General features: G+C 61.0%; 17 protein-coding genes and 1 pseudogene. 17 read left to right on the top strand and 1 reads right to left on the bottom strand.

All coding sequences use genetic code 11. The features are described from left to right. Positions 1 to 108: 108 nt before the first annotated feature. A complete protein-coding gene (locus tag BI49514_RS15615; protein ID WP_180954397.1) occupies positions 109 to 627 on the bottom strand; it encodes a 4'-phosphopantetheinyl transferase family protein in 519 nt (172 codons plus the stop codon). Positions 628 to 820: 193 nt separating this feature from the next. Between BI49514_RS15615 and BI49514_RS15610 the strand changes: the two genes are divergently transcribed. From BI49514_RS15610 to BI49514_RS15530, 17 genes and pseudogenes are all read left to right on the top strand, one after another. Continuing rightward, entirely contained in the window at positions 821 to 1,750 is a 930-nt protein-coding gene (locus BI49514_RS15610) for a pseudouridine-5'-phosphate glycosidase (protein WP_101547372.1), read from the top strand. Next, positions 1,747 to 2,457 carry an HAD family hydrolase gene (locus tag BI49514_RS15605; RefSeq protein WP_101547371.1) on the top strand — a complete coding sequence of 237 codons (711 nt, stop codon included), beginning with the start codon at positions 1,747 to 1,749 and terminating at the stop codon, positions 2,455 to 2,457. The genes BI49514_RS15610 and BI49514_RS15605 overlap by 4 nt, the downstream gene beginning before the upstream one ends. Before the next feature lie 94 nt (positions 2,458 to 2,551). Next, entirely contained in the window at positions 2,552 to 3,949 is a 1,398-nt protein-coding gene (locus BI49514_RS15600; RefSeq protein WP_101547370.1) for an MFS transporter, read from the top strand. After that, complete coding sequence (locus BI49514_RS15595) at positions 3,946 to 4,704, top strand: aspartate racemase/maleate isomerase family protein (protein WP_101547369.1); 759 nt, start codon at positions 3,946 to 3,948, stop codon at positions 4,702 to 4,704. The genes BI49514_RS15600 and BI49514_RS15595 overlap by 4 nt, the downstream gene beginning before the upstream one ends. A gap of 102 nt (positions 4,705 to 4,806) precedes the next feature. Further along, positions 4,807 to 6,009: an acyltransferase family protein gene (locus BI49514_RS15590; protein ID WP_101547368.1), complete on the top strand. Its 1,203-nt coding sequence runs from the start codon at positions 4,807 to 4,809 to the stop codon at positions 6,007 to 6,009. Positions 6,010 to 6,608: 599 nt separating this feature from the next. Further along, positions 6,609 to 7,964, top strand: a complete 1,356-nt coding sequence (locus tag BI49514_RS15585; RefSeq protein ID WP_167443921.1) for an AMP-binding protein — start codon at positions 6,609 to 6,611, stop codon at positions 7,962 to 7,964. 3 nt (positions 7,965 to 7,967) lie between these two features. After that, on the top strand, positions 7,968 to 8,228 hold the full coding sequence (locus BI49514_RS15580) for a hypothetical protein (RefSeq protein WP_101547366.1): 261 nt from the start codon (positions 7,968 to 7,970) through the stop codon (positions 8,226 to 8,228). A 67-nt stretch (positions 8,229 to 8,295) separates the two neighbouring features. Continuing rightward, the gene (locus tag BI49514_RS15575) at positions 8,296 to 8,670 is read left to right on the top strand and encodes an ectoine synthase (RefSeq protein ID WP_101547365.1); all 375 of its coding nucleotides are present in this window, start codon (positions 8,296 to 8,298) and stop codon (positions 8,668 to 8,670) included. 11 nt (positions 8,671 to 8,681) lie between these two features. Then, a complete protein-coding gene (locus BI49514_RS15570) occupies positions 8,682 to 9,809 on the top strand; it encodes an acyl-CoA dehydrogenase family protein (RefSeq protein ID WP_101547364.1) in 1,128 nt (375 codons plus the stop codon). Beyond that, complete coding sequence (locus tag BI49514_RS15565; protein WP_167443920.1) at positions 9,806 to 10,471, top strand: transglutaminase-like domain-containing protein; 666 nt, start codon at positions 9,806 to 9,808, stop codon at positions 10,469 to 10,471. The genes BI49514_RS15570 and BI49514_RS15565 overlap by 4 nt, the downstream gene beginning before the upstream one ends. A 13-nt stretch (positions 10,472 to 10,484) precedes the next feature. Next, the gene (locus BI49514_RS15560; protein ID WP_101547362.1) at positions 10,485 to 11,267 is read left to right on the top strand and encodes a maleate cis-trans isomerase family protein; all 783 of its coding nucleotides are present in this window, start codon (positions 10,485 to 10,487) and stop codon (positions 11,265 to 11,267) included. Positions 11,268 to 11,299: 32 nt separating this feature from the next. Next, positions 11,300 to 11,779: a MarR family winged helix-turn-helix transcriptional regulator gene (locus BI49514_RS15555; protein ID WP_244195021.1), complete on the top strand. Its 480-nt coding sequence runs from the start codon at positions 11,300 to 11,302 to the stop codon at positions 11,777 to 11,779. A gap of 79 nt (positions 11,780 to 11,858) precedes the next feature. Beyond that, positions 11,859 to 12,465, top strand: a pseudogene (locus tag BI49514_RS17355) (DsbA family oxidoreductase). A gap of 4 nt (positions 12,466 to 12,469) precedes the next feature. Continuing rightward, the gene (locus BI49514_RS15545) at positions 12,470 to 12,958 is read left to right on the top strand and encodes a deaminase (protein ID WP_101547361.1); all 489 of its coding nucleotides are present in this window, start codon (positions 12,470 to 12,472) and stop codon (positions 12,956 to 12,958) included. A gap of 40 nt (positions 12,959 to 12,998) precedes the next feature. After that, positions 12,999 to 13,319 carry a DMT family transporter gene (locus tag BI49514_RS15540; RefSeq protein ID WP_101547360.1) on the top strand — a complete coding sequence of 107 codons (321 nt, stop codon included), beginning with the start codon at positions 12,999 to 13,001 and terminating at the stop codon, positions 13,317 to 13,319. A gap of 37 nt (positions 13,320 to 13,356) precedes the next feature. Next, positions 13,357 to 13,791, top strand: a complete 435-nt coding sequence (locus BI49514_RS15535; protein WP_101547359.1) for a DMT family transporter — start codon at positions 13,357 to 13,359, stop codon at positions 13,789 to 13,791. Beyond that, positions 13,788 to 14,870 (top strand): MFS transporter, encoded by a 1,083-nt coding sequence (locus BI49514_RS15530; RefSeq protein WP_180954396.1) that lies wholly within the window; start codon positions 13,788 to 13,790, stop codon positions 14,868 to 14,870. Before BI49514_RS15535 ends, BI49514_RS15530 begins: the two co-directional genes overlap by 4 nt. Positions 14,871 to 15,161: the final 291 nt, after the last annotated feature.

Genomic DNA, 15,161 nt, shown 5'->3' with positions numbered 1-15,161 from the left:
TGGTCTGGACGACGCGGATGACGTCGTCGCGGAATTCTTTCGGGTAGGGCTGTGGCATGGTGTCTATCCTTCCAGGCTTGCCTATGAACAAGCCAGATTAGATGTCACCTAACCCTGCATCAGTCCCTGCCAGGGTAGAGCGACGTGGGCAAGGCGCCCGCCCGCGCCCAGCTCTCCCGGGCTCGTGTGGAAACAACGCGGTTGCGCCGCGAGCCCAGTCCCCAGTGCCTTGCCCGCCGCCTCCTTCGCTGTCCAAATCTCGGTGAGACGGGGATCTTCGCCCTCCGCCAACTCCGAGAGCTCATCAGGCGTGAGCGCCCAGGCCATGTCCTCGACAAGATCAACAGGCATGACCTTCTCGACGTCCACACCGATGGGGACGAGGTCGATCGCTAGCACGGTGAGGTCAGCGGTGTGCGCAACGGAGTAGTACAGGCCAGCCGCCTGCAAAGGAAACTCCCGGTCAGGCCTACAGTAGAGCGCTCTCGCTCCCTCGCCCATCACGCGCGCAACCAGGGCCGCTGCCACGCCCGCCCCAGCAGCTGAGACCGTGACGACAAGACTCTCCCGACCGCCCAAAGGGGCGGCGACGGGCGCGAAGTTCGCGAAGGGGGTTGATGCATGCACATGCATAGTCTAGATTGTTGCATGTACACCCAACAAGTCAAGCAAAGGGTTGGCGCCCTCCCGCACGTGCCATGCCCCGAGCCCCGTCAGCAAGGAGGCGCCACAAGGACCGCGGTCCGACCTCAGTCCACGAGAACACTCATCTGCGGGTCCCCTACGGCAAGCAGATGCAGAAGATACAAGGAGTAGAAACATGGCCATTGCCATCAGCGAAGAAATCCAAACTGCCCTTCAGGATGGGATACCTGTCGTCGGCCTGGAATCATCGAACGTCACTGGCGGGAAGTACCCCGCCAATCTTGAAACCGCGCACGAGATCGACGACACGGTTCGTTCACGTGGGGCGGTTCCGGCGCGAGTCGCCGTGATCAACGGCACCCTGCAGGTCGGGACCTCTCCGACCGACCTCGAACTGCTGGCTCAGGCGGCCGATGTCGAAAAGGTTGGCAATCGTGAGCTCGCAACAGTAATGGCCCGAGGACAGACCGCCGGAACTACTGTCTCAGCCAGTCTCGTGGCCGCAGGCCAGGCTGGTCTGCGAGTATTCGGGGTTGCCGGAATCGGCGGGGTCCATCGAGGAGCAGACACCTCCTTCGACATCTCGGCCGACCTGCCCCAATTCGCCCTGAGCCCGCTGCTAGTCGTATGCGCAGGAGCGAAGTCACTCCTCGATCCGCGTCTGACACTCGAGTGGCTCGAGACTCACGGCATCCCCGTCATCGGGTACAAGTACGACGATTTTCCCGGCTACTTCGCCCAGTCAACAGGCGAACCTGTACCTGCACGCAGTGACGATCTCACGGAGATCGCGAACATCGCCCATCACCACTGGCGAGAGGTTGGCCCCACCTCCGTTCTTATCACCTCACCTATTCGATCCGATGAAGGCATCGACTCCGAACGCCTCAACGAACTCATCTCCGATGCGCTTCGCGCGGCTGAGGAAGAGGGGGCTCGCGGCGGCGGACTCACCCCGTTCGTCCTGCGCGCCCTTTCCGACGCAACAGGAGGACGTACGGCCGAAGTCAATCGCGCAGTGCTGATGGACACCGTGACGCTCGCAGCGGATGTCGCCGTTGCGGAAGCACGTGTGCAGTCCTCGAAGGCGGTGGTGCAGTCGTGACCGCCGTGCTGTTCGACCTGGACGGAACCCTGATGGATACTCCACGAGTCATCGTCCGCAGCCTGCGACACATTCTGGGTACAGAGAGTCAAAGGTACGACGACACGGATCTTGCAAGACACGTCGGCCGTCCGCTCGATGTGATTATGACCGACCTCTTCCCAGAAGCCTCAGCGGCCGATGCCGAAGAGAAGAAACAAGAGTTCCGTGAGGCCTTTCGCTCTGCAACCGTGCCTGATGCTCGGGAGCTCGTCTTCGCCAACGTCCACGGGCTGCTTACGCAGCTTGAGAACGAAGGCATCGCGACCGCCATCGTCACCAGCAAAGTGACCTCCAGTGCCCTCGAACTGCTTGAAGCAGGCCAGATTCGCTCCCCCTTCGCCGCGGTCATCGGACACGACCAGGCATCATCGGGCAAGCCAGCCCCCGACCTGGCGCTATTGGCCGCCGCACGACTCCGCGCCGAACCTAGCGAGTGCCTCGTCGTGGGCGACTCCCCGGACGACATGCGCATGGGCGTAGCAGCAGGGATGTTCACCATCGGAGTGACCTGGGGCGTGGGAGACCACGACACCCTGCGCACATCGGGCGCTTCGACGATCGCAACCACCGGTGAAGAGCTCCAGTCCTCACTCCTCGCAGCCGCCGACCAAAACACCAGACGAGGCCACGGCACTACGTCCAAAGAACCCATGCCCTACGCCTAGGCAGGGCGCTACTCGAACGCTTGTTGGCACTTGTGCCACCTCGGCAATGGGACCTACCCCCTGAAACACACTATTGATTTGAGGAGAACTGCTGGTGGATACCGCAGAAAAGATGAAGCCACTTCAGCGACTAGCGTTGCTGACTATTGGGCTCGCACAATTGTTCGTCGCGGCTGACTACTCGGCCGTATACGTCGCCATGCCAAATATGGGCGCAGAACTGGACATGAGCGAAGTAACGCTCCAATGGATCATCACAGCTTATGGCCTTCCGTTCGCCGGATTCCTACTTCTCGGCGGTCGCCTCGTCGACCGTCTTGGGGCCGTACGCATCTTCGTCATCGGAAACATCGCTTTCGGCCTGGGAAGCATCTTGGCCGGGCTTTCCCTGGACGGCTCCATGCTGCTCGCCGGGCGAGTTATTCAGGGCCTGGCCGGCGCGGTGCTGTCTCCGGCGATCCTCGCTCTGCTGTCTGCAAACTTCCCCACGGGCGCGGTCCGATCACGCGCCTACTCCATCTGGGGCGCCATCGGAGCCTCCGGCTTGGCAGTCGGCGTCCTGCTAGGCGGAGCCTTGACCGAGATTAGCTGGCGGTGGATCTTCTTCATCAACATCCCCATGGTGCTGGTCTGCCTATGGGGCGCCCGTCGCATCGCTGATGCCCAGCGACAGGGAGCCGCCGGCAACAAGGTGCCGGCGCTGAGCACTACCCTCGGCACGCTCTCAGTGCTCTTGATTGTTCTCTTCCTGACCTTCCTCGGGGACTCCCAGCGCGAACGGAGCTCGATCATCGTCACCGCTGTCGCCGCAGTCATCGTCTTGGTCGCATTTCTGGTCCATGAGCGGCAGTCCCGCTCTCCGCTCGTCGAACGTGCGCTTCGCAAGATATCCACCCTCCGTCGTGGCGCTCTCGCCGCAGCTCTGTATATGTCGAGTGTAGGAACGGAGTTCTTCATCGTCACCCTGTTCCTCCAAGATCAGCGAGGCTACTCACCAATCATCGCCGGTATCGCTTTCATCCCCTTGGCGGCGCTGGTGACCTTCGGGAACGTTTTCGCAGGACGGCTTCTCAAGACCTGGCGATCCTCACGCGTGCTTGCTCTCGGCTTCGCCATTTCAGCGATCGGACTTCTGCTCCTCGCCTTCAGCCTCCAAATCGACAGTTACTGGCTCGGCCTGTTGCCAGGATTCCTCGTCAGCGGTTTCGGCCACGGCATGGTCTTCACCTCGGTCTTCGTCCTGGGCAATTCCGAGGTCGGCCCAGAACTGAGCGGCGCCGCCGGATCGCTGATCACCGCCTCCCAGTATGCTTCGGCGGCATTCGGTACAGCGGTGCTGACCATCATCATCGTGATGGTTCAGGGCGCAGTCGGTTTCGCCTGGGGCTTCGGCTTCAACGCGCTCGTCGCCATCCTCGGAATCCTCCTCGGTCTCACGACCCGGGAGCGAATCCAGCAGAACACCCCAGAAGAGGTGCCCGCATCGTCATGATCTACAAGAACTCGACACAGCCGCACCGGATCGGCTTAGTCGTCATCGACAACGACCCGATCCCCGAGTTGGAAATCAGGCCAACTGATGACGGGAACGTGAGTGTCGTCGCCTCCCGGTTCCTGCTCAACCGAGCCCCTGGGGAAATTTATCTGGGGGAAGGGCATCAGGCAGTCGTGCCGCCCGAGATGCAAGAAGCCCTCGAACAGCTCGACCGCATTGGCGTCGACGCAGTCGGATTGTGTTTTACCAGCAGCAGCGTATTCGCTCCTGCGACCTTCGACCGCCTCTTCGTTGACGCAGCACAGCGTGTCAACGACCAGTGGATAGTCGCCACAGCGGCTCGCAGCATCGTCGACGCGCTGGCCTCAGTAGGCAGTACCAGACCCTTTCTTGTTGCGCCGCCGTGGTTCTCCAACGAGACAATCCACGCCGTCACCGACTATCTCGGCCACCACGGCATCAGCTACAGCGGATGGCATCGCTATCAGCTCGGACCAGAGTGGGCCGACATCAGGCAACAAGATCTCTTTGACCATGGAGCCGGCTGGGACATCGACCCGTCCGCTCTGATCAGCCAGGTCGTTGAACGCATCCCGACGGTCTCGGACGCAGTCCTCGTACCAGGTAGCGGGTTTCGCAGTGCGAACGCTCAAGAAAAGCTTCAGGACCTGACGAATGTGCCGGTCATCTCAGCAAACATGGCACTGAAGCAAACCCTCTTCGCCGCAGAAACGCCAGTGGTGCGCCGATAGCGGCCTGAATCCTCACGAGGGCCGCCCGATGCAGGGACCCACTCATGGAGTGCGTGAGCCTCACATCGGGCGGCCCTCGCCCGATCCCAAGGGAGAAACATCATGCACACAGAGCAGACGACCAATCCCCCCGATACATCCGCCGCGCCACGCAATCGCTTGGAAGCCCTCACAGGACTTCGCTTCTACGCCGCCTTCGGAGTCATCCTTTTTCACCTGAGCATATTCGACTTCTTCGCCCTCGACGGACCGGCCGTCCGCCTCGGACAAACCGCGTTCTTGAACGCCGGATGGCTAGGCGTCTCCTTCTTCTTCGTTCTCTCGGGGTTCGTGCTCACCTGGTCAGCGCGCCCGCGTGATAAGGCCGGTCGTTTTTTCGCAAGACGCCTTGCGAAGATCTATCCGAATCACCTGTTCATGTTCATCACCGTTGCGCTGATCTCCGGAGGGCTAGGACAAACGCCCCTGTGGCAGGGGTTTGCCAACCTTTTCCTGCTGCAATCGTGGATTCCGCAAAATACCGCATTCTTCGGTGTCAATGGTCCCAGCTGGTCGATTTCTGCTGAGCTCTTCTTCTACGCGATGTTCCCCTTGCTCTACCTGGTGATCAAGCGACTACGAGATCGAACAGTGCTGACCCTCTTCGGGGTTCTTGTCGTGCTCGCAGCGATGTTGCCCTTCGTTTCGTCGTCACTTCCCGTGGGCACACGCTTCGATCCGGAATTCACCGAACCTCCTCTGGGGGGGGGAGAATCAGAGCTCCAAGTCTGGTCCATTTACATCTTCCCGGTGACCCGATTGGTTGAGTTCACCGTCGGCATGCTGACCGCGATCATAGTCAAGAAGCAGCTCTTTCCTCGCGTACCCGCCACTTTGGCATTTGTGCTAGCTGGAGTGGTATATGCCGCAAGCCTGTGGGCGCCCTTGCTCTGGCAACTGGGCGCGCAGTTCGTGTTGCCGAACGCCGTGCTGATCGCAGCCGTCGCGAGATCCACACGGCAACCTCGCTTCCTCACCGGCAAGCTAGCGGTTCATCTGGGCGAGCTGTCCTTCGCCCTTTACCTCGTCCACTATTTCATCCTAGAGTTGCTCAGCAACGCTCACGAGAGCCTCGGATGGCCCGCCTGGGCCATGAGTGCACTGTTCCTGGTTCTTAGCTTGGCTGCAGCCCGCCTGCTATGGCAGTTCGTGGAGGTACCGGCAAATCGCTTCCTGCGCAAACGCATCGACCGCCGGCCGGCCAATCCTGCCGATCGGGAAGTGGCCACGAGTTCCGCGCGAGCGAACACCTGCCACGCTTCATAGCCTTGGTGAAGGGGCCTGCACCTCTGACGCCTGGCCCACCACGGCTCCCTGACGGAGAACAGGACGGGCCGTGGCACAGGGAGGCAGATGCTTCCGTGGCCCCCTCTGTGCTTAGGCGGCAGATAAACATGCCCAGGGGCCCGGGACACGGTGCCGCATCCCATGGTTGCTCTCGGCAGTGCATCGAGGATCCGGCAGATCGCCTAGACGGCGGCTCGCCCGGATGCCCTTCGGCACCCAGGACGAGGGTCATCGATGCCTGAGCGTCCGGTCGGGGAAGTAGACGCCATCCGCACCCCGGGTTCAGGCCGTCACCAGAGCGTCGCAGACGACACATGCCGCAACGAACACGACCGATAGCGTACGAGTCGCCGAGGACAGTAAGGCGTCTGTGACCTGCGACGATGAGCGCTCAACTGTCCCCTCAGTGGCGCGACGAGTCAGGGCCGGGACGAAACATTTGAACAAAATCGGTAGCACCTCTTGATGCATGCGCATGCAGTGGCTTAGATTGATGCATGTACATCGAAGCAACAAGGATGATCTGCTCATCGGCCGACCAGCCTGATCAGATCCAGAGCACACGGGAAGGAGGAGCGATGGTCACAACAACGACTCGCTCCACGGCCACCAGCGCACACTCATGGTTGACGCTGTCGACCGGCACCATCGTCGAGAGCGACGATGCTCCTCGTCACCACGTGACGCAGCACGCGTTCGGCATCTACCGGGCGACGAAGAGCATCCGCCTGATCAACGAGTGCGCGGACCTCATCAATCGCGGCGGCATCGCCGCACTCATCCCCGTCTCCGCCTCGGATGCGTATCTCGAGGCGATCGCGGAGCAGATCGAGCTGTTCGCCAGGACTCGGACGGAGCCGGGAGGGATCCTCGCTCTGCCAACTTCCGGATCAACCGGTGCGCCGAAGCTCGTTGCCATCCCAGCCAGCGGACTCGTCCAGTTCCTGGGCTGGGGCGAACAGCACTTCGGGTTCGACGAGACGACGATCTCCCTCAGCCTCAGCCCGTGGAACTTCGATGTCTCGCTGCTGGATACGTGGGCCGTTCTGTCCGCCGGCGGCACGGTTGTCGCGGCCGATACTGCCCGGCTGTACGACACCAACTACCTCACCGAACTGCTGCACCGTCATCGCCCGACGTTCGTTCAGGTCGTTCCAGCCACCCTGGATGCCCTGGTCAATCTCTCCGATGCCGATAGCTACGACACGGTTCACGATGTTGTGCTCACCGGGGGCATTGCCTCGCAGTCCCTTCGCGCCGCAGCTACTCGGTTGTTTCCCCAAGCCACCTTCCACAACATCTACGGGTCCACGGAGGTCAATGACTGCCTCATCGAAACCCTGTCCGCTGAGAAGTTCGCCGGTGCCGACTCGCTACCGCTGGGACGCCCCATCAACGGATGCGAGGTCTTCCTCGGCACGGAAGACGAGGTGCAGCGACTTGACCCGCAGATGCCCGATGCCGAAGGCGAACTGCTGGTGCGCACGCCGTGGATGGCTCTCGGCTACATCCACGCAGGAGCAATCCGACCGCTGCCCACAAGGGAGAATCACTGCTATCCCATGAGGGACCACGCCTCCTGGTCTGCTCAGCAGTTGAGGTACCTCGGTCGATACGACCGAACGGTCAAGATCCGCGGCCAGCGCGTGAGCCTCGATGAGATCGAGCAAGCCGCGCGGAGCACGAGTTTGGCGGAGATGGCCTGCGCGTGGATCGCCGAAGTCGGCACCAACACGGAACTGCACATGGCGTACACCACCTCGAATCAGACCCTGGGGACGCCATCGAGCCTCGTGCTGCGCATGGCCATGAGCGCGATCCTTCCTCCATTCGCCATGCCGAATCAATTGCACCCTTTCGATTCGCCCTTTCCTCTCAACGGAAACGGCAAACCCGACCTTGCCAGCATCAAATCACTCACAGAAAGCGAGTAACACATGCCCACCATCAACGAGGTCAAGGAATACATCGTCGAGAAGTTCGCCACGGACATCCCTGCAGAGGGCCTGCCCGACGACGTCGATCTTCTGGCGACCGGAATCCTCACCAGCGTGACCACGGTCCAGCTGCTCGGCTGGTGCGGCCGGACCTACAAGATCCCGATCAACTCCATCCAGATCAATCCTGAAAGTCTCAAGACCCCCGTCGGCATCGCGACGTTCATCGATACCAACCGGACCGACGTCTTGGCGTCCTAGACGCCGAGCCTGAATCAGCACCAAAACCCACATCCAACACCAGAAATCACGTAGAAGGAGCACCATCATGTTCACCAGGTCCAAGAGCGAAGTCGAGTCCGTCGAGTGGGGCAACGGCACCAGCCACCGCCTGCTGATCGAAGCTGACAACATGGGGTTCGCCGTCGCCCATACTCTCGTGCGCGCCGGGACCGAGTCCAAGCTCCAGTACAGGAAGAATCTCGAAGCCTGCTACTGCATCCGTGGCTCCGGCAACGTCGAGGACACCGAAGGCAACCGATATGAGGTGACTCCCGGCGTCGTGTACGTGTTCGACGGCAACGAGCCTCACTTCCTGCGCGCCTCGGATCACGAGGACCTCGAGCTCGTGAGCATCTTCAACCCGCCGATCCGCGGCGATGAGAAGCACGTCCTCAGCGCCAGCGGCTTCAGCACCTACTGAGGGAGGAAGTCATGACGACGGTTCTTACCGAAAGCCAATGGTCCGGCTTCATCGAGCACCTCAAACAAGCTGGGCCCACCCAGCACAGCAGTGCAGCAGGCTTGTGCACCGACCTATGGGCGGAGCTGGCCGCCAGCGGTATGTTCGCCACCTTCGCGGACGCTGGAACGGGCGGGGCCGGAATGACCGCGGCAATCCAGCGCATCCGCGACCTGGGCCGTAACAGCCCGGATCGCGGGCTGACCTTCTCCGCGGTCACCCAGCTGGCGAGCACGATCTACTGCTTGCGCGCCTTCGGCAGCAAGGAACTGCAGGCCCGTTACCTGCCTGCTGCCGAGGCGGGCACAGCAATCGGAGGTCACGCCATCACAGAAGCCGAGGCCGGCTCCGATGTGATGAACATGTCCAGCACCGCCACCCTCCAAGGCGAGCACTACGTTCTGAACGGCAACAAGCGGTTCATCACCAACGCGCCGGTGGCCTCCACCCTCGTGGTCTACGCCAAGACTATCGAGGACGGCATCGACAAGGGCCTCTCTGCGTTCCTCGTAGAAACCGGCTGGACCGGGGTGGACACCTCCGCGACCATGGACACCGCCGGGCTGCGGACCTCACCGATCGGAGAGGTCTCCCTTGACTCCGTCCGGGTGCCGGCTGGCAATCGGATCGGACATACGGGAGCCGGGCTGCTGATGCTGGACCAGGTGATGAAGCGCGAGATCCTACTGGCGTTTACTGGCAACGTCGGTGAGATGGAGCAGATGGTGGACCAGTCAGTGCGCTACGCCAACGATCGCAAGCAGTTCGGCTCGAGCATTGGTAGCAACCAACTCGTCGCCGACCGCATCGTCGAGACACAGATTGCGATCGAACTCGGCGGAGCGTTGCTGAACTCGATCGCGCAGCGATTGGACGGGTTCGAGGATGTGACCATCCCCATCGCCGCCGCGAAGGTGTTCATCAGTGAAGCCAACGTGAACTCTGCGGTCAACGCCATCCGAGTCCACGGCGGCAACGGCTACCTGGGGTCCTCGCCGCTGAGCACTCATCTACTCGATGCCATTCCCGGCGCGATCTACTCGGGATCCAACGATCTTTTGCGCACAAAGATCGCCACGATGTTAGGAGTCAGCTCGTGACCATCATCTACAGCAACCTGACGGAACCGACCAGCATCTTCGACTACCAGCATCCAGATGTGGAGCAGTTCCTCACTGAAGCTGGCTGCTTCGAAGAGCACACCCTCTCCGGCGCTGTCGAGAGACTTCATGACGCGGTCCGAGACAGCATCGACTACAACGTCTTCAACGTGGCCCTGGGCGAAGAATTGCGATCTTCCACTGTCGTGGATGAAGCAACCGGGTTCTGCCTCCACAAGAGCATTCTGTTCGTCGCCGGTTGTCGCCGGCTTGGAGTACCCGCGATCCTGTGCTCTGACGTGGTGACCAACCACGTCTCGGACGAGGCCATGCGTGAGCTGGTTGGCGGGGAGGAATTCCTGCATTGGTACGCGCAGATCTATCTCGACGGTCGTTGGATCAAGGCAGCACCTATCTTCAACGCCCTGCTGTGCACGATCTACGGCATCGCCGTGCTGCACTTCAATCCACGCGCCGATGCCATTGAGCAGGCCAACACCGACGGCACCGGCATGAGGTACATGGGACACGAGCGAAGCTACACCAACCCGACCATGGGCGAACTCCTCCAAGTCATCCAGGATATGCACCCGCGGATGGTGACGCGGGAAGGCCGTACACCCACCTCACACCGTCTGACCGGAGCAGGCCTTGGGAACTAGGAAGGAGCGGACCATGTGGAAATACGATGGATGGGATTCGGCCGTCAAGCTGGGAATCGTCACGCCACATGCCGATATCGGCCCGGAAGCAGAGTTTCAAGCAATGCTCTCCGCTTTGCCGGTGACCGTCCATGGAGCTCGAGTTGATTTCAGCGCGATGCACCCTGGCGGCAAGATTGATGAAAAGATCGCTGTCGACCCGGTCCTGGACTTCATACGTCCCGAAGTTATTGATCGGATCGTCGATAGCCTTTCGTGTTCTCCGCTGGACGCCATCGGTCTGGCGTTCACCAGTTCCTCATTCAAAATCGGTGCGGAACAGGAAAGAGAGCTCCTCCAACGGTTGAAGGCAGTCAGCCATGGCATCCGCCTAGAGACAACCGGGACCGCAGCCGTATCAGCGATTCGCGCCCTAGACCTGAAGCGGATCGCTGTCATGGCACCTTCATGGTTTGATGCGCAGCTATGCCAAGAAGGCCAGGCGTACTTCATCAGCCAGGATGTCGACGTCATCAGCACGACAGCTAGCGGCCCTCTCGGCGGCCCCCTCAGGATCACCGCCGAGACCACCGCCGAGGCAGTGACGCGCCTGGTTGAGGACAGCGGCGCCGAGGCCGTGTTCATCGCCGGCAACGGCCAACGAGCCATCGGTGCGATTGACGCGATCGAACGCTCCCTGGGGGTCACCGTCCTGACGGCGAACCAAGTACTCCTCTGGTCCAGCTTGGCCGGATCGGATCTGTGCCGACAGGTGTCGGGCTACGGACGCCTCTTCCCAGAGGCCGGGGAGGGGTGACGCTGTCCACGTGTCATGCTATGGTTAAATGCATGTACATGGAATCTTCTGAACCAAAGGGGGGGGGCGTCGCACGCAACCTCAGCGCCGCCTGGGCTCAGGTAGCAGCAGTCGTGGCCGCGGTCGATGCCACCCTCGGCAAGTGGCTGATGGACAACTATGGCATCGGCCTCACCGACTATCGAGCCATCCTTCACCTAAGCCGGGCCTCTGATAGTGAACTGCGCATCCATGACCTCGCCGACAAGGTGGGTCTGAGCCAAAGCTCGGCAACCCGCCTGGTGGGACGCTTGGAAGGCAAGGGCCTGGTCGCCCGTGACACCTGTCCGGATGACGCGCGCGGCGTCTACGCAGTCGTCACCAACTCTGGACTGCAAGCTGTCAGCGACATCCGCACGCAATACGAGGCCAAGATCCGCGAACTACTCGAAAGCGCCGACAGACAGTACCCACAACTGGATCTGGCCGAGCTCGACCGTTCGTTCGAGACGATCAGCGAACTCATCTCCTAGTAGGCCCAGCCCCGCAAGGGGTTGCGCTGTACCCCATTACATGCATGTACAGACATCGATATAAAAAAGGAGCCGCACCATGCCTACCCCTGTAGAGGTCTATGTCGACTATGTATGCCCGTTCTGCTTCCTTGCCGACAACGCCCTCAACGAACTCAAGCGCCATAGAGACGTGGAAATCCAAACCAAGTCCTTCGAGCTGCGACCCGATCCTGTGCCAACGCTGTGCCCTGAGGATGACTATCTTCCACGCATCTGGAGTGATTCGGTCTATCCAATGGCGGCCCGACTCGGCATCGACATTCGACTGCCGACCATTTCGCCGCAGCCACGAACAGAACTCGCGTTCATCGGGTTACAAATCGCTGAAGAACACGACCTGGCCCCGGAATACAACACATCTGTTCAGCGCGTTCTTTCAACATGACCGCGATATTGGTAACGAGAACGTTTTGGTCTCCATCGCTTCAAGTCTAGGAATCGACCCCGACACGATGGCACGTGAACTGATGTCTGATACGCGACGTGACCGTCAGCGTATGAGTCAACACCGCGCAGCGAGCTCAGTGGGAATCAGCGCTGTGCCCACAATCGTGATCGACAATCATCTCCTGCAGGGAGTCCCCAACCCCCGGCGACTGCTCAATGCCTTCGACAGGATAGTCGCCAACAACAGAAAGGACTAAGAAAATGTTGAACAGGAATCAACTCGAAATGATCATGGAAGAGGCCGTCGAGAAGAGCATCGAGCACGTCGATCACGGCGGACTCCCCTTCGTCGGCGTCATCGTCAACGACCAGGGCGCGCTTTCGGAATTCAGTTTCAACCGGGTACAAGAAACCGGTGACCCCCAAGCGCACGCTGAGGTCGAAGCTGTACGCGATGCCCTGTCCTCCCTCGGCCTCAAGACACTGTCCGGAACGACACTGCTCGCGACAGGCGAACCATGCGGCATGTGCTTCAGGTTCGCCCTGGATCACGAGGTCGATCAGGTCTACGTGGCGATCAACGGCGAAACGACGGCACGATACGGATTCGACGGCAGTACGAGTTACGCACCGTTCGACCTCAACCTAGAGCATCTCTATGCCACCGGATACGCCCACAGTCTTCCCGTGGACCGCGGTGAAGAGCCCTTCATCCGATACACCCAGATGAGAGAGCAGCGCGGCCAGTAGGACGCACTCTTCGAATCATGACTCAATAAAGGACACAATTATGAGCTGGCTCTATCTGAGTATCGCTGTCATCTTCGAAATCGCCGTCGGCATCTCGGCAGGCAAAGCACAGGGCTTCACCAGACTCTGGTGGAGTGTCGCCACCCTCGTGAGCGGCGGCATCGCCACTTTCTTCCTCAGCCTGGCACTACTGACCTTCGACGTCGGCGTTGGCTACGCGCTGTGGACCTCTCTGGCCGGCGTCGGCATCGTGATCCTCGGCGCTCTCTTCCTCTCCCAGAAACTGACGTGGAAGAAGTTGCTAGGCATCGGCGTCGTCATTGTAGGCGTCGTCGGACTCAATCTCGCAGGCACCGCCTAACCGCGGGCCGCCACGGTCTTGAGAAAGGAATAGACCAATGACCACCACTGCGACCCATGACATCACCGCTCCGGATACGACCGAGAAAAGGGCGGGCCCCTGGCTCGCCCTGCTCCTCGCCGGAGGATTCGAAGTCGGATACGCCCTGAGCGTCAACGGCAGCGAAGGCTTCACCAACCTCACATGGTCCCTCATCGCCATCGTCTTCTTCCTCTTCACGCTGTTCTTCCTCAGTGTGGCCCTGAAGAAAATCGACGTCGGCATCGGCTACGCCGTCTGGGCCGGAATCGGTGCCGTCGGCGCCGCCCTACTGGGGCCCGTCTTCTTTGATGAGACCCTCACTCTCGTGAAGGGATTCTGGCTGGCCGTCATCATCGGCGGTGTCATCTGGCTCAAGCTCGCCGACAGCCCAAAGCTCGAAGCGAAGAACAGCGATGGCCAGGCCGCCGCCGGCCCGGAACAGCACAAGTGACATCGCGTGGGCCCGCGCCCGCCCGCTCCGTGGCTCGCATCGCCACGGCAGCCGGCGGCGGGTTCGCCGCGTTCTACACTTTCTACACGACAGCACCGGACACTCTCGACGGAACCGGCATCTCAGCCGGTGCGCGCGTCGGCATCGTGATGCTGGTTGTCGTCGCCGTCCAACCACTGCTGCTCCTGGGACGGAATTGGGTCAAGAACCGGCGCCTCGCCGTCATGCTTGCACTGACGTCCATGGGGATGGGAAACGCGATCCTGCCGGTGGCGAACCAGTGGCCAGGTTCACTCCTCCTCGGTCTCGGCTTCGGGATCTTCGTGGTGATGAGCACCGTCTGGGTAAAGGAGCAAGCGGCACCAGGGCAGACGGGCCGCGCCCTGGGTACATACGGCTTCGGTTCGGCAGCGGGTGGAGCATTGGGCGCTCCGATCGGCCTCTACGCCGTCGAGCACGGAGGCCAACTGTATGTCGCCATCGTCGGCTGCGCCTTCGCCCTGTGCGCCCTCATCCCCGCGGGACAAGCGAAGACAGCGACAGAGCTCCGTTCTAGTCCACAAGCGGCTCACGCACCCGCGAAATCCACATCCACGGGTCCACTAGCTGGCCAGCGGGCCTCCTCCGCTATCGCTGTTGTCACTCTCAGCCTGCTTGGTCACGTCCTCGCAGTGAGCCTCTACGCCGCCGTTCTGTCCTCCGTTGGCAACACAAGCGGCACTTGGCTGCCCGTTCTGGCCGCACTCATCATCCAGGTGTCCTTGGCACCAGGCCGCCTAGTCGGAGGCCACCTCTCCGATCGGTACCCACCACCTGTCATCTTGGTGCTGGCAGTCGGGGTGCTCGCGCTGTCGACAGTGGGCTTCGCTGTCGTGACCTCTCATCTGGGCACCCTTGTTGCCGTATCAGTCATCGGATTCGCCTCAGGCGTAGGCCAGACGGCTGCCCTGACGGCCATGATGCGACGTGCCCAGACCCCTCGAGCAACGGAAACCGCCAGCGCAGGATGGAACATCGCCTTCGACGGCGGATTAGGCATTGGCGCACTTGCCGCCGGATGGATGACGATTCAAGGCTAGTTGCAAGCCGCATCATCTGCTCATTTTCGAATACCACAATAACGCCCCCAGGCAGGGAAGGAGTGCTCTCAGAAGAAGAGAATCGGTATCCGACCCACGGAAAGAGCGGGATAAGGGTACCCGCGATAAGGCACGAGGCGTTATCACGCCCATACCGTCACAAAGGGGACTGATGCAAAGAAAGGTGACAGTTTGAGTGTCAAGCTGCGAGAGCAGCTGGCTCTATGATTGCTTCGTACTCTACTGGTGTCAATCGACCCAACCGGGCTTGTCGGCGACGTCGGTGATATG

This window comes from Brevibacterium iodinum ATCC 49514 (assembly GCF_900169265.1).
GTDB classification, from domain to species: Bacteria; Actinomycetota; Actinomycetes; order Actinomycetales; family Brevibacteriaceae; genus Brevibacterium; species Brevibacterium iodinum.
The sequence above is the reverse complement of the archived record's forward strand: the minus strand, read 5'-3'. Positions and strand labels throughout refer to the sequence as shown.